The 16,788-nt window shown below is 63.6% G+C and carries 15 protein-coding genes; 7 read left to right on the plus strand and 8 right to left on the minus strand.

Annotated elements, in window-relative coordinates; all coding sequences use genetic code 11:
• Nucleotides 1–20: 20 nt before the first annotated feature.
• Genes ispF through ABRP66_RS06540 form a run of 3 tightly spaced genes read right to left on the minus strand, consistent with a single transcriptional unit; the run spans nucleotide 21 to nucleotide 1,783 of the window.
• A complete protein-coding gene (gene ispF, locus ABRP66_RS06530; protein WP_005279548.1) occupies nucleotides 21–509 on the minus strand; it encodes a 2-C-methyl-D-erythritol 2,4-cyclodiphosphate synthase in 489 nt (162 codons plus the stop codon).
• Nucleotides 502–1,227 carry a 2-C-methyl-D-erythritol 4-phosphate cytidylyltransferase gene (gene ispD / locus ABRP66_RS06535; protein WP_349838486.1) on the minus strand — a complete coding sequence of 242 codons (726 nt, stop codon included), beginning with the start codon at nucleotides 1,225–1,227 and terminating at the stop codon, nucleotides 502–504. The genes ispF and ispD overlap by 8 nt, the downstream gene beginning before the upstream one ends.
• Complete coding sequence (locus ABRP66_RS06540) at nucleotides 1,199–1,783, minus strand: CarD family transcriptional regulator (RefSeq protein ID WP_284796528.1); 585 nt, start codon at nucleotides 1,781–1,783, stop codon at nucleotides 1,199–1,201. The genes ispD and ABRP66_RS06540 overlap by 29 nt, the downstream gene beginning before the upstream one ends.
• A gap of 192 nt (nucleotides 1,784–1,975) precedes the next feature.
• On the opposite strand from ABRP66_RS06540, the gene ABRP66_RS06545 reads away from it, so the two are divergent.
• Both ABRP66_RS06545 and radA read left to right on the plus strand, forming a co-directional pair.
• Nucleotides 1,976–2,575: a hypothetical protein gene (locus ABRP66_RS06545; RefSeq protein ID WP_284796527.1), complete on the plus strand. Its 600-nt coding sequence runs from the start codon at nucleotides 1,976–1,978 to the stop codon at nucleotides 2,573–2,575.
• An 84-nt stretch (nucleotides 2,576–2,659) separates the two neighbouring features.
• Entirely contained in the window at nucleotides 2,660–4,024 is a 1,365-nt protein-coding gene (radA, locus tag ABRP66_RS06550; RefSeq protein ID WP_349838487.1) for a DNA repair protein RadA, read from the plus strand.
• A 147-nt stretch (nucleotides 4,025–4,171) separates the two neighbouring features.
• Here radA and ABRP66_RS06555 read toward each other — a convergent pair whose 3' ends face one another.
• The gene (locus ABRP66_RS06555) at nucleotides 4,172–4,879 is read right to left on the minus strand and encodes a hypothetical protein (RefSeq protein WP_349838488.1); all 708 of its coding nucleotides are present in this window, start codon (nucleotides 4,877–4,879) and stop codon (nucleotides 4,172–4,174) included.
• A 10-nt stretch (nucleotides 4,880–4,889) separates the two neighbouring features.
• Nucleotides 4,890–5,549 carry a carbonic anhydrase gene (locus ABRP66_RS06560; RefSeq protein WP_284770336.1) on the minus strand — a complete coding sequence of 220 codons (660 nt, stop codon included), beginning with the start codon at nucleotides 5,547–5,549 and terminating at the stop codon, nucleotides 4,890–4,892.
• Nucleotides 5,550–5,584: 35 nt separating this feature from the next.
• Here ABRP66_RS06560 and ABRP66_RS06565 point away from each other — a divergent pair, with 35 nt between their 5' ends.
• On the plus strand, nucleotides 5,585–6,439 hold the full coding sequence (locus tag ABRP66_RS06565) for an HhH-GPD family protein (RefSeq protein WP_284796524.1): 855 nt from the start codon (nucleotides 5,585–5,587) through the stop codon (nucleotides 6,437–6,439).
• A gap of 40 nt (nucleotides 6,440–6,479) precedes the next feature.
• On the opposite strand, the gene ABRP66_RS06570 is transcribed toward ABRP66_RS06565, so the two are convergent.
• Both ABRP66_RS06570 and ABRP66_RS06575 read right to left on the minus strand, forming a co-directional pair.
• Nucleotides 6,480–6,650 carry a DUF4236 domain-containing protein gene (locus ABRP66_RS06570; protein ID WP_081443674.1) on the minus strand — a complete coding sequence of 57 codons (171 nt, stop codon included), beginning with the start codon at nucleotides 6,648–6,650 and terminating at the stop codon, nucleotides 6,480–6,482.
• A 131-nt stretch (nucleotides 6,651–6,781) separates the two neighbouring features.
• On the minus strand, nucleotides 6,782–9,616 hold the full coding sequence (locus ABRP66_RS06575; protein ID WP_284852292.1) for an ATP-dependent Clp protease ATP-binding subunit: 2,835 nt from the start codon (nucleotides 9,614–9,616) through the stop codon (nucleotides 6,782–6,784).
• 216 nt (nucleotides 9,617–9,832) lie between these two features.
• On the opposite strand from ABRP66_RS06575, the gene ABRP66_RS06580 reads away from it, so the two are divergent.
• Complete coding sequence (locus ABRP66_RS06580; protein ID WP_284853853.1) at nucleotides 9,833–11,158, plus strand: serine/threonine protein kinase; 1,326 nt, start codon at nucleotides 9,833–9,835, stop codon at nucleotides 11,156–11,158.
• Between the two features lie 82 nt (nucleotides 11,159–11,240).
• Here the strand turns inward: ABRP66_RS06580 and ABRP66_RS06585 are convergent, their stop codons facing one another.
• Complete coding sequence (locus ABRP66_RS06585) at nucleotides 11,241–12,662, minus strand: MDR family MFS transporter (protein ID WP_349838489.1); 1,422 nt, start codon at nucleotides 12,660–12,662, stop codon at nucleotides 11,241–11,243.
• 97 nt (nucleotides 12,663–12,759) lie between these two features.
• Here ABRP66_RS06585 and ABRP66_RS06590 point away from each other — a divergent pair, with 97 nt between their 5' ends.
• Genes ABRP66_RS06590 through crtI form a run of 3 tightly spaced genes read left to right on the plus strand, consistent with a single transcriptional unit; the run spans nucleotide 12,760 to nucleotide 16,679 of the window.
• Complete coding sequence (locus tag ABRP66_RS06590) at nucleotides 12,760–14,196, plus strand: GuaB1 family IMP dehydrogenase-related protein (protein ID WP_349838490.1); 1,437 nt, start codon at nucleotides 12,760–12,762, stop codon at nucleotides 14,194–14,196.
• 31 nt (nucleotides 14,197–14,227) lie between these two features.
• On the plus strand, nucleotides 14,228–15,070 hold the full coding sequence (locus ABRP66_RS06595) for a phytoene/squalene synthase family protein (RefSeq protein ID WP_284852296.1): 843 nt from the start codon (nucleotides 14,228–14,230) through the stop codon (nucleotides 15,068–15,070).
• A gap of 25 nt (nucleotides 15,071–15,095) precedes the next feature.
• Entirely contained in the window at nucleotides 15,096–16,679 is a 1,584-nt protein-coding gene (crtI, locus tag ABRP66_RS06600; protein ID WP_284770329.1) for a phytoene desaturase family protein, read from the plus strand.
• Nucleotides 16,680–16,788 lie beyond the last annotated feature (109 nt).

The following is a 16,788-nucleotide window of genomic DNA, read 5'->3' on the forward strand; positions in this document are numbered from 1 at the left end:
TAAATCACCCGTGCGCGAGGTTAGTGTTGGCGCCGCCAGACAACGGCCGTTGCCACCGCCGCGCGGCCCTCTTTGCGGCCGGTAAAGCCCAAATGGTCGGTCGTGGTGGCGGAAATAGAAACATCCGCGCCGAGGATTTCCGAAAGCACGGCCTCGGCTTCCTCGCGGCGCGGGCCCATCTTCGGTGTCTGGCCAATGAGCTGGGCTGCGGCATTGCCGATGATGAAACCTTCTGCTTCCAGCAACTCGCGGCACTCGCGCAGGAGCTGGGCGCCGGACACGCCATCGTATTCGGGCCGGCCCACCCCCACGAAGGAGCCGAGATCGCCGAGGTGGGAGGCGGAAAGGAGGGCATCGACAAGCGCGTGGGCTACGACATCGCCGTCGGAGTGGCCTTCGCAGCCGGGGGCGTCATCGAAAAGCAGCCCGGCAATCCAACAAGGCTTGCCGGCTTCAATCTGGTGGGCATCGGTCGCGATGCCGACGCGGGGAATGATGGGCTCAGTCATGCTGCTCCTCTGCAAGGGCGTGGGCCAGGGTCAGGTCCGTGGGGGTGGTGATTTTGAAAGCAAGGATATCGCCCGGCACGGTCTCCACGCGCTGGCCGTGCCATTCCATCAGGCTGGCATCGTCCGTGGCGGTGAAATCCGGCTGCTTGCGCCAATAATCCAGGTTGGCCTGGCGCAGCGCGGCGAGGCGGAAACCTTGCGGGGTCTGCACGGCGCGCAAGCGGGCGCGATCGGGGGTGCCAATGACGGTGTCGCCGGCGACCTCCTTGATGGTATCGGTCACGGGAACCGCCGGGATAACGGCGGGCGCACCGGCAAGAACGCGCCGCGCCACGCGCTCGACCATCGCGCTGGGCGTGAGCGCGCGGGCGGCATCGTGGATGAGCACGACGGCGTCCTCGTCTGGAATGGCCTGCAGCCCGGCCCAAATGGAATCGGCGCGCTCGCCACGCCCATGCACGAGGCGCACCGGGATATCTGCGCGCACGCGCTTGACGATGCCCCCAGCTTCCCCCTCCATAGCCGGGCTCACCACCGCAATGACCTCGTCCACGAGGCCGGAGTTGGCCATGGTGCGTATGGATCGCTCCAGCAGGGTGCGGCCGTGCAGATCGACGTAGGCCTTGGGCACCTGCGCGCCGAGGCGGGTGCCTTGCCCGGCCGCGGCGATTAAGGCGATAACGCGGGGTTTAGTCTTCGTCGTCGAAGGAGAGGTCATCGAGATCGATGTCGTTGTCGATATCGGTGGTAATGGACTGGTCATCGACCAGGCCGGCGGCGCGGTGGCGCTCGATGGTGGCGTCGATTTCTTCCATCATGGTATCGGCCTTTTTGTCATCGACAGGCTGCGCCAGCGCCAGCTCGCCCACCAGGATGGTGCGGGCCTTGCCCAGCATGCGCTTCTCGCCGGCGGACAGGCCGCGGTCCTGGTCGCGGCGCCAGAGATCGCGCACCACTTCTGCCACCTTGTTGATATCGCCGGACGCAAGGCGCTCCTGGTTGGCCTTGTAGCGACGGGACCAGTTGCCGGCTTCTTCCACATCTTCATCGCGCAGTACGGAGAAGACCTTTTCCAGGCCCTCCTTGCCCACGACATCGCGCACGCCGACGTTATCCGCATTCTTCTTAGGCACGCGGACGACGAGATCGGATTGGTTGATGTGCAGCACGAGGTATTCCAGCTCTTCGCCGCCCATTACGCGGGTTTCGATATCCTCGATGACCGCCGCGCCGTGGTGCGGGTAGACGACGACCTCGCCGACCTTATATTCCATTGCCACTCCTTATAATCCCGTGAATATGCCGATAACTAAGGCCGCCATTTTATCACGCGCGCCATGCCCGACACCGGATGCCCCCGATTACCCCCACGGACTACCCGCTAGGTTAGCGAGAAACTGTGTACTTTATATCGAAAGGGACTAGGCTAAAGATTTGATAAGCCCTGAGATCGCAATTGATGGAGGATGCTCAACGTGCAGTCCCTGAAGTCCGCCGCCCGTCGCGGTGCCATTATTTCCGTTACCGCCGTCTCCGCTTTGGCGCTGGCTTCTTGCTCGGCAGGCCACGTCGCCCAGACGGCAGAGAAGGTAGCTGCGGTTGATGGCGCTTCTGCCAGCACCGATGACGATAAGATTGCCGTCCGCGATGTCACCATCCTGACAGAGCCAGACGGTGGCGCCGCGTTGAAGTTCAACGCCGTCAACCAGGGCTATGAAACCGATGTCATCACCTTGAAGTCCGTGAAGGTGGACGGCCAGACCGTCGAGATGAAGCAGACCCAGCCGCTCAAGCGCGATCACTCCATCGTGGCGGACTCCCAGAAGAACCTGGACGCAACCCCGGATCACGATTCCGAGACCGTACAGTACGTGGCCACCCACCTGGATAACGATGACTTTGGCTACGCCGGCCACCGCCCGGTGACCTTCGAGTTCTCCAACGGCTCCATCGAGGTCGACGCCACCGTCGCCGCCTCCCAGATGGAGGCCGGTAAGTACGACCGCGACGTGGAATCCCCAGAGGGCTACACCACCGACGCGAACACCGGTAACTCCCACCACTAATAGCCCACCGCACGCGCGCCCTACTCTTTCCGCGGAGTACGGGCGCGTTCGTCGTTTTGGCCGCCACGTTCTAGGCTCTACACCATGGCCAAAAAATCTCGCCCCATCCACACTTGCTCCGAATGCGGTTATGTCTCCCCCAAGTGGCTCGGGCGCTGCCCGGATTGCGGTTCGTGGGGGACGATGGAGGAAAAGGCACCGGTGGTGGCGGGGGCATCGGCAAGCGGCGGGCATAAGGGCGTGGCGCCGACGAGCCCGGTGCAGCCCATCACGCAGGTGGGCGCGCAGGCGACGAAGACGGTGCGCACGGGCATCGGCGAGCTTGACCGCGTGCTGGGTTCCGGCATCGTGCCGGGCTCGGTGGTGCTCATGGCCGGCGAGCCCGGCGTGGGCAAATCCACGCTGCTTCTCGAGGTCGCCTCCCGCTGGGCCCAGCTCGGCCGCACCGTCCTCTACGCCACCGCCGAGGAATCCGCCGGCCAGGTCCGCGCCCGCGCCGAGCGCACCGGAGCGCTGCAAGAATCGCTGTACCTCGCGGCCGAATCCAACCTGGACGCCGTATTTGGGCATGTCGATGCCGTCAAACCCGGGCTCATCATCGTGGACTCCGTGCAAACCATGCATGCAGTGGGGGTAGAAAGCGTGCCCGGCGGCGTCGCGCAATCGCGCGCCGTGACCGCGGCGCTGACCTCCCTGGCGAAATCCACCGGCATCCCCGTGCTGCTGGTAGGGCACGTGACCAAGGACGGAAACGTGGCGGGACCGCGGGTTTTGGAGCATCTTGTCGATGTCGTCCTAAACTTCGAGGGCGACCGGCAGTCCAGCCTACGCATGCTGCGCGGGATGAAAAACCGCTTCGGCGCGACCGATGAGGTAGGTTGTTTCGAGCAAACCGCCGGGGGTATTCGGGAGGTCGCGGACCCGTCGGGGCTCTTCCTCTCCCACCGGGGCACGACGCCGGATGGCTCCGCGGTGACCGTCGCCATGGACGGCGTGCGGCCCATCCTCGCCGAGGTCCAGGCGCTGACCGTGGACCCCGTGGCGAAGAACCCGCGGCGCGTGGTCACGGGACTCGATGCCAACCGCGTGCCCATGGTGCTCGCCGTATTGCAGGCGCGCGCCGGCCAGCGCACGAACGATAAGGATGCTTATGTGGCCACGGTGGGCGGCATGCGGATTACCGAAACCGCAACCGACCTCGCGGTGGCGCTGGCTACCTGGTCCTCGCTGCACGAGCAGCCGCTGCCGGCGAAGACGGTGGTCATCGGCGAGGTGGGCTTGGCCGGCGAGCTGCGGCCGGTGCCCAATGTTGAGCGGCGCCTGCAGGAGGCGGCGCGGCTGGGATACAAGCGGGCGATTGTCCCGCGTGGGGAAATTAACCCCGTGGACGGCATGCAGGTGCGCCAAGTCGCAACGCGTGGCGAGGCCCTCGCCGCGGTCCAGCCGTAGTTCAATCGTAACCGGTGGCGGGTTCTTGCCGAGCTGTTGCCGAGGGGAGGGCGCTCCGGCGGCGCGGACTCCCACGCGGGATGCTTCCGCCCGAGCAGATAACGCGCGGGTTGGTTCCGCGCGGCCGACTGTAAGGAGGCCGCGCGCTTAGCGGAGGGTGAAGTCCTGCGGCGGGGAGGAATTATCGCCGATGACAGTGTGGGCGAAGTAGGCACCCGGCTCGGCGGTCGGGCGGTCGGTGCACTTGCCCGGTTCGGATGCCTGGCGGGACCATTCAGCCTCGAATTTCAGGTCCTTGCCCGCGGGGAAGGTCTGCTCACCGGTCTGCACGGAGGCGTAGCAATCGGTATCAGACCATACGCGCTGGTTATCGGTCATCTTGTAGACCTCGAAGCGCAGCGAGTTCTCATCTAGGTCGATTTTGCAATCCGCGGCGGTGGGGTTGGTGACGGTCATGAAGAACTTCGGCAGCTCGCCGTCCGGCACGGAGTAGTTGAGCATGGAGGTGCGCACCTCCAAGTCCTCAAGCGAGCAGGTGTCCTTCGCAGCGTGCACGGATTCCTCGGGCTCCTTGCTTTCCGATGCCCCCTCTTCCCCATCCTTGGCTTCCGACTCGGAGGCAGATTCGGATTCGCTCGTCGAATCCGTGGACGTGGTTGCGGATTCGCTGGTGGTTTCGGCGGACGTGGTTGCCGCCGAAGACTCTGAGGACGCGGCACCGGAATCGTCGCTATCGCCGCCAAAGGCGGCCACCGCCGCCCAGATCAGCACCACGGCCAGGACGATCACGATGATAAGCGCGGCAACCCGGCGGCGCTTATAGATCTCTTCTGGAAGGGGCTTATTCTGGTTCACGCACTCAATTTTAAGTGGTAGACGCGCCTGGATCCGCTAAGCCGGCACCGCGTGTCAACTCAACGCCGTAGGAGTGCAATGGCTCCACGCGCGATTCTTCGAGGAGGTAGCGGGCACCGACGATGCCGAAGGAGCCATCGTCAAGCTGCTTGCGCACATTAGGGATGCTGGCCACGACCTGGGTGACGGTTTGGAGGGTGTGTTGACGCTCGACATCGGCAAGCGTGGCGTCAGGGCCCGCAGTCCAAGCGGACGTCGCGACCTTCTCGATGATGGGCCGCTGCAGGCCGATGGGCAACTCGCCGCCGCGGACAAAATCCACCGCGGCCGCCACCGCACCGCAGGACTGGTGGCCCAAGACCACCAATAGGTTGGGGTGCAGGTGGTCGAGCGCATAGTCCAAGGAAGCCAGCACGGAGGCGTCCAGGATGTGGCCGGCGGTGCGGATGACGAAGGCATCGCCGAAACCGATATTGAAGATGTGCTCGATGGGCGCGCGGGAATCGGAGCAGGCCAAGACCACCACGCGGGGATCCTGGCCCTTGGTGAGCCCGTCGCGCTCATAAATCTTGTTGAGATCCATGATGGTGCCGTCGATGACGCGCTGGTTTCCGGCCTGGAGGGCCTCCCAGACGGCTTGCGGATTATGGGCAACGTTACTTAATGGCATGAACTATATTTTAATGCCCTAGACTGTCCTGCGAGATGGATACGCACGCACTTCTTTCCTGGTTTGACGCCAATGAACGCGATTTGCCCTGGCGGTGCCCCGGTACCTCCGCCTGGGGAGTGCTCCTTTCCGAGGTCATGAGCCAGCAGACCCCCGTCGCCCGCGTCGCCCCCGTGTGGGAGGAATGGATGCGGCGCTGGCCCACCCCCGCGGACTTCGCCCAAGCCTCCCGCGCCGAGGTGCTGCGCGCCTGGGGCAAGCTCGGCTACCCGCGACGCGCGCTGCGGCTCTGGGAGTGTGCGGGGGTAATGGACAAGGTTCCATCAGACGTGGATGAGCTGCTCGCACTGCCTGGAATCGGCGACTACACCGCCCGCGCCGTGGCGTGCTTTTACTTTGGCCAGAACGTGCCGGTGGTCGATACCAACGTGCGCCGCGTCTATGCCCGCGCCGAGGACGGAAATTTCCTCGCCCCGTCGCCCTCCAAGCGCGAGCTCGCCGCTGTGGCCGCCCTCTTGCCCGAGCGCAACGGGCCGCGGTTTTCTGCTGCGCTCATGGAGCTCGGCGCACTGGTGTGTACGGCGAAAAATCCCGATTGCAAGCGTTGTCCCCTGCGCGCGACGTGTGCCTGGCAGCTCGCCGGGTGCCCCGAGCCTTCCGCCGCGGAACAAACCCGCGCGAAAAAGCGCGTGCAAAAATTTGCCGGGACCGACAGGCAGGTGCGCGGCAAGATTCTAGACGTGCTGCGCGCCGCCGAACACCCAGTGCCGCAGTCCGCTATCGACGTGGTTTGGCCCGATGCCGCGCAACGTTCCCGCGCGCTGGCTTCGCTGCTTGACGATGGCCTCGCCGAGCAAAACTCCGCCGGCCTCTTCCACCTGCCGGTTTAACCTCCCGCCGGGCCTATCAGCGTTGAAGCACAGAGAATCGTTAACGCCAACGGCCGCGGAAGTTGAGCCCGCCAGGGAGGTTGACCCACATGCCGCCGCGAGAATTAAAGGTCACCGGGCCAATCTTCGTGGACATGGAAGCACCGGATCCGGAGATGTTAATCCAGCTATTCTTGCCGGTCTTTTTGCGCGAACGATATTGAAGTCCCATAACCGGCCATTTTAGCAATACCCCCGTGCACCACGCTGGGCACATACGAAAACCACCCAAGGTTCGCAGTGGAACCGAGGGTGGTTATGGAGGCCCGCGCGGGCCGGGGCGGGGCGGGCCGAGCCGATTAGTTACATCGGCTGGCCAGCACCTGCTGGTGGCGGGTTCTTGCCATCGTCGTCGGAGTTACCAGGGCCCGGCGTTTCCGAAGGCACATCCGGGGAAATGACATCCGGCTCGCCGTTGGTGTCGATGCCGTCATTGTCGGAACCGGAACCGCCGTCCTTTGGACCGTTGCCGTCGCCGTTGTCGTCGTTGGAATCGGAATCGGAGTTATCCGAATCGGAACCGTCGGAGGGATCGTTGTCGCGGACGGAGGCATCGGCAAGCGAAGGCTCATCGATGTCATCCGGCAGCGGCTTCGGGCGCGGGGTAAAGGTGAACGTAGCGCCGGAGTCGTCCTTGGACTCGCCGTCCCAGCCTTCGACGTCGACCGAGATGATTTCGCCGGCGCCAATCTCGCCGAAGAGGATCTTCTCCGAGAGCTGGTCCTCGATATCGCGCTGAATGGTGCGGCGCAACGGACGAGCACCAAGAACCGGGTCGAAGCCGCGCTGGGCCAGGAGGTTCTGGGCCTTATCGGTGAGCTCGATGCCCATATCGCGCTCCTCCAGCTGGGTACCCACGCGGTCAATGAGCAGGTTAACCATCTGCACGATCTGCTCGCGGGTGAGCTGGTGGAAGACCACGACGTCATCGATACGGTTCAGGAATTCGGGGCGGAAGTGCTTCTTCAGCTCGTCGTTGACCTTTGCCTTCATCCGCTCGTACTGGGCGTCCGAATCGTTCTCGCTGGCGCCGGTAAAGCCCAAGCCCACCGGCTTAGAGATGTCCTGGGTACCCAGGTTCGAGGTGAAGATGAGGACGGTGTTCTTGAAGTCGACGACGCGGCCCTGGCCATCGGTAAGCCGGCCATCTTCCAGCACCTGCAGCAAGGTGTTGTAGATCTCCTTGTGGGCCTTTTCGATCTCATCAAAAAGCACCACGGAGAATGGCTTGCGGCGAACCTTCTCGGTCAGCTGGCCGCCCTCTTCGTAGCCAACGTATCCCGGAGGAGCACCGAAGAGGCGGGAGGCGGTGAAGCGGTCGTGGAACTCGCCCATGTCGATCTGGATGAGGTCATCATCCGAACCGAAGAGGAAGTTAGCCAGCGACTTCGACAGCTCAGTCTTACCCACACCGGACGGGCCGGCGAAGATGAAGGAACCGGAAGGACGGCGTGGATCCTTGAGGCCTGCACGGGTGCGGCGGATGGCGCGGGAGACGGACTTGACCGCCTCGTCCTGGCCAATGATGCGCTTGTGCAGCTCTTCTTCCATGTTGAGCAGGCGGGAAGATTCCTTCTCCGTCAGCTTCAGCACGGGGATGCCGGTCCAGTGCGCCAGAACCTCAGCAATTTGGTCCTCGCCCACCTCGGCGATTTCCTCCAGGTCACCGGAGCGCCACTGCTTTTCCTTCTCGGAGCGCTCCTCGCCCAGCTTGCGCTCGTCATCGCGCAGGCCGGCGGCCTTTTCGAAGTCCTGGGCATCGATAGCCGCTTCCTTTTCCCGGCGAACCTCTGCGATGCGGTCATCGACCTCGCGCAGGCCCTTCGGGGCGGTCATGCGCTTGATGCGCATGCGGGCACCGGCCTCATCGAGGAGGTCGACGGCCTTATCCGGCAAGAAGCGGTCATTGATGTAGCGGTCCGCCAGCTGCGCGGCAGCGTGCAGTGCCTCATCGGTGTAGGACACGCGGTGGTGCGCCTCGTACTTATCGCGCAGGCCCTTCAGGATGAGGAAAGTATCATCCAGCGAAGGTTCATCGACCTGCACCGGCTGGAAACGACGCTCCAGCGCGGCATCCTTTTCGATGTGCTTGCGGTACTCATCCAGGGTGGTAGCACCGATGGTCTGTAGCTCACCGCGGGCAAGCTTGGGCTTGAGCAGCGAAGCAGCGTCGATGGCACCTTCGGCGGCACCGGCACCGACGAGGGTGTGAATCTCGTCGATGAATAAGATGATGTCACCGCGCTGGTTAATTTCCTTAAGAACCTTCTTCAGGCGTTCCTCAAAGTCACCGCGGTAGCGGGAACCGGCGACCAAAGAACCCAGGTCAAGCGAGTACAGCTGCTTGTCCTTAAGGGTTTCTGGGACCTTGCCGTTGACGATGTCCAGCGCCAAGCCCTCAACCACAGCGGTCTTACCAACGCCGGGCTCACCGATGAGCACCGGGTTGTTCTTGGTGCGGCGGGAGAGTACCTGCATGATGCGCTCAACCTCAGACTCGCGACCAACGACGGGGTCTAGCTTGCCGTCCTTGGCTGCCTGGGTGAGGTTGCGGCCGAACTGGTCCAGCACGAGCGAGTTGGAGCGCTCGCCCGAGCCGCCGGAACCACCGCGTCCGCCGGCACCGGCGCCGGAACCTGCGCCCGCGCCGATGGGGCCTGGGGCTTGGTTCGAGTCGCCGCCGCCTTCTTGCTGGCCGCCCTCGTAGCCGGACAGCAGCTGGATAACCTGCTGACGCACGCGCGGCAGATCAGCGCCGAGCTTCGTCAGCACCTGTGCGGCAACGCCGTCGCCCTCACGGATAAGTCCGAGCAGGAGGAACTCCGTGCCGATGTACTTGTGACCCATCTGCAGGCCCTCGCGCAAGGACAGCTCAAGGACCTTCTTAGCGCGCGGGGTAAAAGGAATGTGGCCGGTGTGCGGCTGGCTGCCCTGGCCGATGATCTCCTCTACCTCACGGCGCACGTCCTCCAAGGAAATGCCCATGGACTCTAGAGCCTTGGCAGCTACACCTTCTCCCTCGTGGATAAGGCCGAGCAGGATGTGCTCGGTTCCGATGTAGTTGTGGTTAAGCATGCGTGCTTCTTCTTGCGCCAAAACGATGACGCGACGAGCACGGTCTGTAAACCTCTCGAACATGACTCCCCTAAACTTTCGCTTCTAATGTGGTACCCACTGTAACGCCGCACGCCCCAAAGGATTTCCTCTTTTTGGCCCCCATCGCCCTATAAACGGCCCAAACCGCCCATACTCGCAGCTCACATGGGTGTACGCCGGTAGCGAACAGGGCCTTTTTGCCCTAGAATCTTCTTCATTCTCCCTGTCGTCTCGTAGATACAAAGGAATAAAATAGCCGTGCCGCACCTTCCCGAATTCTTTGCTTCCCAGCACAACCTGCACGAAAAGGCAGTGCTGGATGAGGGGCCCAACTCCACCCTTTTTGTCGTGGAGGATGGCTCCACGCACGAGGAATTTACGGTGGAGATCTTTGCGGCGGAGGCAAGGGGCATCGTCAAGGCCTCTACCGCCCTGCACGGCCTGCACCACCCCGCGCTCGCCGCCCTGGTGGGCTCTGGCACGACGGCGGATGGCCAGGAATTCTTAGTCCGCAAGGCCTGCCCGGGTACCGCTTTGCCCACGCTTGCCGATGCCCCCACCAAACCCCACGCCCAAGAAATCCTCACCCCCGTGGCAGGCGCGGTGGATTTCCTGATTAGCCGCAACCGCGCGGATTTCGCCGTCCATGGACTCAAGGCCGAGCGCGTTTTCGTGGATGAGGATAAAGAGGTCGCCGTCCTCGCCGCCGCTGGCCCAGGCGGTGCCAGCTCCGCGGAGACAACGGCGGAGAAGTCTGCACAGGAAACCGCCGAGAAAGATTCGGAAAAGGCGAAGAGCGCGACGGGTGCCGATGCGGTCCGCGCCTTCCAAAAACTCGTTACCGCCACGTGTCCTTCTTTTAGGCCGGACAAGGATTTCTCGAGCGCTAAAGAGGTCGTTAAGGCGCTGCGCCCCGAGCGGGATCTCGATACCTCACAATTCCCGCCGGTGCAGGTCGCAGAGCCCGAGTCCCAGCCGCAACAACAGTTCCCGCCACAACCGCAGCAACAGTTCCCACCGCAGAACCAGGCCGGGCCGCAGTATCAACAGCAATACCAGCAGCAGTACCAGCAACAGCCGGTACCGCCGATGAATACGGCCCCGCCAAAGAAGAAGGGCAAGGGCGGGCTCATCGCGCTCATTTCTGTTTTGGCCGTCATCGCGGTGGCCGCCGCGGGCGCGTTGTGGTTCTTCCTGTCCTACCCCAGCTGGGATGACAAGGAAAAGAACCTAGCGGATGCTTATCCGAGCCTGATCGGCTCGCGCAGCGGCCAAGACGGCGCGCTCGGTGCAGAGTGTTCCTCCCGTCCTCCAGAAGATGGACAAGAAGCGAAGATCACCTGCTCGGGCGATGGTTTCAACTACACCGCCGCCTACTACCCCAGTGTGGAAGAACGCGATGCCGTCCTCCCAAACACTGACCCAGTAGAGCTGTCTAACGATAGGTGCACCATCCAAAGCTACGAGGCCTCAACGGATCCGCAGACCTACGTTATGGCCGTGGAAGGCACCCAGTCCATCTTCATGGTGTGGGGCGACGATGCCGAATCCGCGCGGCTAAAGCTACCTTTGTGCGCGCAGTAGGCGCCGGAGGAGAGCTGGCGAGGCTGACCGGTCCGCGCTCTCCCGGCAGGGGTTACTCCGCGCGGCGCTAGTCCGCGCGGCGTTAGTCGGCGGCGGGCACGCGCTTGAGCAGCGGCGCTAGCACGAGCACGAAAAGCGAGAGCACGCCGGCGAAAAGGAAGGCCCAGTGCGCGCCTTGGGCGGTGGCGGCGGCCTCGCTCATGCCCTCGGCTTGGCCGGATTTGGTGCCGCTAGTCAAAAAGGCCACGAGGAAGGCGGTGCCCGCCGCGCCGGCGAGCTGCTGCAGCGTATTCAAAATGGCGGAGCCGTGGGAGTAGAGGTCATCGGGAAGCGAGGACAGCGAGACCGTCATCAGCGGGGTCATCATGAGCGCGATGCCCACGGCGAACAGGATATGCATGCCAATAACCATCCACACCTCACTGTTTTCTGTCAGCAGGGTCATCAGCCAAATGCCGGTAGAAAACATGATGGCGCCGGGAATCAACAGGGGCCGGGGGCCAAGGGCGTCATAAATCCGCCCCACAATCGGGGATATCCCGCCCTGCAAGAGGCCGCCCGGCATGACCACGAGGCCGGTGACCAGCGAGGATACCGCCAGCGAGCTCTGCAGATAAATGGGCAGGATATTCACCGTGCCCAGCAGCAGGGCGAACATGAGCAGCATGGCGATAACCGCGAGGGTGAAATTGCGGACCTTGAACGGGCGCAGGTCCAATAGCGCGCGGTTTACCTTGGCCAGCCGGTGTTGGCGCACGGTAAAGGTAATGAGGGCGAGGATGCCGAGGAGGAGTAGGAGGGCATCGGCAAGCGAGCCGCCCTCCACCATCTTCTCGATGGACGATAGGCCATAAATGAGCCCGCCGAAGGCCAGGGCGGATAAGAATACCGACGGAATATCGAGCCGGGTATCCCTGCGCTCACCCACGTTGACCAGTCGGAAGTAGCCAGCGACGCTAATGGCGGCGATGAGCGGGACCATGGCCCAGAAGATGACGTGCCAGGTCGCCATGCTCAAAATGAACCCGCCGACGGTGGGGCCCAGGGCCGGCGCGACGGAGATAACCACGGTGATAATGCCCATGATGGTGCCGCGGCGCTGCGGAGGAACGAGCGTCATGGCCACGGTCATAAGGGTGGGAATCATCAGCGCGGTACCGGCAGCCTGCAGCACGCGGCCGGCCAGCAGTAACCCAAAGGCCGGGGCGAGCGCCGCTAGCACCGTGCCCGTCAGGAAGATGCCGGTGGAGGCGCCAAAAATCTGCCGGGTGGTGAATTTATCCATCAGGAACCCAGTGGTGGGAATGACCACGCCCATGGTGAGCAAGAAGCCGGTCAGCAGCCACTGCGCGGAGGTCGCCGGGATGGAGAAATCCGCCATGATGGTGGGCAGCGCCACCGAAAGCGCGGTTTCATTCAGGATCATCACCATCGCGGAGAGTACCAAGATGGTGAGGTTGGCTATGACCTCTGCGGAGATTTTCGGAGCGGGATTCTGAGACACCAAATCAGGATACTGAGTTGGCTTAACCGGCAAAACTTGGGGCGTATGATTTAGATGTCTTCTACCGCACCCTCGATTCACGTTAGGCAATCCCACAGTGCATTTCCTCAATGATTCCCGCCCGCCCTACGAGCTGACCTACTCGGATGTATTTATGGTGCCGAATCACTCGGATGTTGGCTCGCGACAGGCGGTCGACCTCACCGCAGCCGATGGCACGGGCAATACCATCCCGCTCATCGTGGCGAATATGACCGCAGTGGCCGGCCGCCGCATGGCAGAGACCATCGCCCGGCGCGGCGGCATGGCCATCCTGCCGCAGGATCTCAGCCTGGAGGCCGCGGCGGAGACGATGGCCTCGGTAAAGGCCGCTGACCTGGTCTATGACACCCCAATCACCATCAAGCCGCACCACACGGTGGGCTATGCCAGCAACCTTTTGCACAAGCGCGCCCACGGCGCGGCCATCGTGGTCGACGGCGCGCTGCCGGTGGGCATCATTACGCCGAAGGACCTGCGCGGGCAGGATAATTTCACCGCCGTGGGCGAGCTCATGACCACGGATTTGGTGACCCTGCCGGTGGGCATCGACCCGCAGGAGGCCTTTACCCGCCTGCGCGCAACCTCGCGCAAGCTCGCCCCAGTGGTCAATCCGGATGGCACGCTGGCGGGCATTTTGACGCGCAAGGGTGCGCTGCGGGCGACGATGTATAAGCCGGGCATCGACAAGCAGGGACGCTTGCACATCGGTGCCGCGGTGGGCATTAATGGCGACGTTGAGGGCAGGGCGCGGGCGCTTGCCGATGCCGGCGCTGACGTCCTCGTCATCGATACCGCCCACGGGCATCAAGACAGCATGCTGGCGGCGCTGCGCAAGGTCCGGGACCTGGATTTGGGTTTGCCGATTGCCGCCGGAAACGTGGTCACGGCCGCCGGCGTGCGCGAGTTGGCCGCGGCGGGCGCGGATATTATCAAGGTCGGCGTGGGCCCCGGCGCGATGTGCACCACCCGCATGCAAACCGGCGTGGGGCGCCCGCAATTTTCCGCCGTGCTGGAGTGTGCCGCCGCAGCCCGCGAGGTTGGCGCGCACGTATGGGCCGATGGTGGCGTGCGCGATCCCCGCGACGTGGCCCTGGCGCTGGCCGCGGGCGCGTCCAATGTGATGATTGGCTCCTGGTTCGCCGGCACCTTCGAATCCCCCGGTGACCTGCACAAGGATGCCGATGGCTCGTTCTACAAGGAATCGTTCGGCATGGCCTCGCGCCGGGCTGTGCGCGGCCGCAATTCCGCCACCGAGGCCTTTGAGCGCGCCCGCCGCGAGATGTTTGAGGAGGGCATTTCCACCTCCCGCATCTACCTCGATCCGGAACACGGCGGCGTGGAGTACTTGGTGGACCGCATCATCTCCGGCGTGCGCTCGTCCTGCACCTACGCCGGGGCCGATTCGCTGGCTAGCTTCCACGAGCGCGCCACCGTGGGCGTGCAATCGGCCGCCGGCTTTGCCGAGGGCCAGCCGCGGGCCACCAACCGCTAGGGCCCTTTGGGCCCGTGCTACTTTTGCAAGTATGTTGACTCGCTATGACCAGGCGGCCTCGCGCGCGGCCGCGCAGGTTATGGGGCAGTATTCCACCAGTTTTACCCTGGCCACGCGCCTTTTGCGCGGGCGGGTGCGCGAAGACATCCGCCACCTTTATGCCGTAGTGCGCATCGCAGACGAGCTTGTCGATGGCACCGCGCACCAAGCCAGCATCGATGCCGCCGCCGCGCTCGATGCCTACGAGGCCGCTATCCTAGCGGCGCCGGAGAAAAGGTTGCACACCGATCCCGTCGTGCACTCCTATGCCATTACCGCTAGGCGCTGTGGCTTCCAGCGCCAGCACCTCGTGGCCTTTTTCGATTCCATGCGCGCCGACCTTTCCCAGCGGGAGTATTCCGCCGCGGAACTCGCCGAGTATATCTACGGTTCCGCCGAGGTCATCGGCTTATTGTGCGTGCAGGTCTTCCTGGCGGAAGAAACCGTGTCCGCCGCCGACCGCGCCACGATGAACCGCGGCGCACGCCACTTGGGGGCAGCGTTTCAAAAGATTAACTTCCTGCGGGATTTAGGCGAGGACTCCTCGGTCCTGGGCCGGGCCTATTTTCCACAGGCCGCTGGCGGAGAGCTTTCCGAGGCCGCCAAGTCCACGCTCATCGCCGATATCCGCCACGATCTCGCTGCCGCCGAAGAATCCATTAACCTCTTGCCGCTATCCGCCCGCTTCGGTGTGCGCGCGGCCGCCGATATCTTTGCCGAGCTCACCAACCGGCTCGCCGCTACCCCCGCCGCGGAGTTAAAAACCACCCGCATATCCGTGCCGAATCGCACCAAGGCGTGGCTAGCCGCCCGCGCGGTGCGCGCGGTTCGATAGTGCACCGAGTACTAAGGAGAACATCATGCACGTCGTCGTCATCGGGGCCGGCATCGCCGGCCTTGCCACCGCTGCCCTCCTCGGAAAAGAGGGCTATGAAGTTACCGTCGTAGACTCCCTAGACGAGGTCGGCGGGCGCGCGGGCAGCTATGCGGAGGCTGGGTTCCGCTGGGATACCGGACCGTCCTGGTACCTCATGCCGGATGCCTTCGACCACTTCTTTTCCCTCTGCGGTACCTCGACAGAAAAGGAACTGGATCTAGTGGGACTCTCGCCGGATTACCGCGTCTATACCGGCGGCCCCGCCGAATCCGCTACTGGCACCGGCTCGCGCCCTACCCCCGTGGATGTACATTCCGGGACCGATAATGTGGCCCAACTCTTCGAGTCGCTAGAACCAGGCGCGGGCAGCCAGGTGCGCAGCTATTTGGCAGATGCCAGCGACGCCTACCACGTAGCGCTCGATCACTTTTTGTACACCACATTTTCGGCGCCCTTGAACTTGGTGCATGCAGATATTCGGCATCGGCTAGCGCGGATTGCAGCGCTGCTTACTACTAGCTTGCAAAAGCACGTCAACGGGCAATTTTCGGATACGCGCCTGCGACAGATCCTGAGCTACCCAGCGGTTTTTCTCTCCTCCGAGCCTGCCGCGGCCCCAGCGCTGTATTCCCTTTTAAGCCATACTGACCTGGTGGAAGGTGTGCGCTACCCCCTCGGCGGATTCCACGCGGTGGTGCAGGCCATCTACCGCCAAGCGGAAAAATTCGGCGCCACCTTCCGCTTGGGTGAAGAGGTCACCTCCATCACCACCACCGGCGGGTCCTCCTCCCGCGCCACCGGCGTCCGCACAACGAACGGGCATATCGATGCCGATATTGTGGTCTCGGCTGCTGACCTGCACCACACCGAAAATCAGCTGCTGCCCCGGAAGCTGCGCACCTATCCGGAGCGCTACTGGGCCCGCCGCAATCCGGGGCTGGGTACCGTGGTGGTACTCGCCGGTGTGAAGGGAAAGCTCCCGGAGCTAGCTCACCACACCTTTTTGTTCAGCCAGGACTGGGACCCCGATTTCCGCGCAGTCTTTTCCGCGCCGGAAACGGAACGTCCCCTCGGCGCCTCTGAGTCCATCTACATTTCGAAGGTTTCGGCCACCGACGCGGATGTCGCACCAGAAGGCCACGAGAACTTGTTCTTCCTCATCCCCGTACCCGCTGCAGAAGCCTACGGGCACGGCGATGCCTACCATCCCGAGGCTTCCCCGCGCGTTGCTGCTATTGCAGATGCCGCCCTCGACCAGCTTTCCCGCACCGCCGATATTCCTGACCTCCGCGAGCGAATCACCATCACGCGCAGCCTCGGACCAGCCGATTTTGCCGACCGCTATCACTCCTGGTCAGGTGGAGCTTTGGGGCCAGCACATACGCTATTTCAATCTGCGTTCTTCCGCGGGCGCAATGCCTCGCGCAAGGTGGCCGGCCTCTACTACGCCGGTGCGACCACCGTGCCGGGCGTCGGCGTGCCGATGTGCCTGATTTCTGCAGAAAACATCATCAAACGCCTGCGCGGCGATACCTCCGCTGGGCCGCTTCCCACAGATGATGCCTGAGGCCGCTCGCCGGATCGTTCTCCACTTGCCGCCCACTTCTCGCAGCGCGGCCTCCGATGCGCAACGCCTCCCGTTCGGCCTCGATTGTGGAGCCTCTGATGCGCAACCT

Source organism: Corynebacterium sp. KPL2680 (assembly GCF_040225675.1).
GTDB classification, from domain to species: domain Bacteria; phylum Actinomycetota; class Actinomycetes; order Mycobacteriales; family Mycobacteriaceae; genus Corynebacterium; species Corynebacterium rhinophilum.

What these genes read in the sequence shown, in the direction of transcription:
- ispF (WP_005279548.1), bottom strand. Translation starts at nt 509, where the DNA reads ATGACTGAGCCCATCATTCCCCGCGTCGGCATCGCGACCGATGCCCAC.
- ispD (WP_349838486.1), bottom strand. Translation starts at nt 1,227, where the DNA reads ATGACCTCTCCTTCGACGACGAAGACTAAACCCCGCGTTATCGCCTTA.
- ABRP66_RS06540 (WP_284796528.1), bottom strand. Translation starts at nt 1,783, where the DNA reads ATGGAATATAAGGTCGGCGAGGTCGTCGTCTACCCGCACCACGGCGCG.
- ABRP66_RS06545 (WP_284796527.1), top strand. Translation starts at nt 1,976, where the DNA reads ATGCTCAACGTGCAGTCCCTGAAGTCCGCCGCCCGTCGCGGTGCCATT.
- radA (WP_349838487.1), top strand. Translation starts at nt 2,660, where the DNA reads ATGGCCAAAAAATCTCGCCCCATCCACACTTGCTCCGAATGCGGTTAT.
- ABRP66_RS06560 (WP_284770336.1), bottom strand. Translation starts at nt 5,549, where the DNA reads ATGCCATTAAGTAACGTTGCCCATAATCCGCAAGCCGTCTGGGAGGCC.
- ABRP66_RS06565 (WP_284796524.1), top strand. Translation starts at nt 5,585, where the DNA reads ATGGATACGCACGCACTTCTTTCCTGGTTTGACGCCAATGAACGCGAT.
- ABRP66_RS06570 (WP_081443674.1), bottom strand. Translation starts at nt 6,650, where the DNA reads ATGGGACTTCAATATCGTTCGCGCAAAAAGACCGGCAAGAATAGCTGG.
- ABRP66_RS06575 (WP_284852292.1), bottom strand. Translation starts at nt 9,616, where the DNA reads ATGTTCGAGAGGTTTACAGACCGTGCTCGTCGCGTCATCGTTTTGGCG.
- ABRP66_RS06595 (WP_284852296.1), top strand. Translation starts at nt 14,228, where the DNA reads ATGTTGACTCGCTATGACCAGGCGGCCTCGCGCGCGGCCGCGCAGGTT.
- crtI (WP_284770329.1), top strand. Translation starts at nt 15,096, where the DNA reads ATGCACGTCGTCGTCATCGGGGCCGGCATCGCCGGCCTTGCCACCGCT.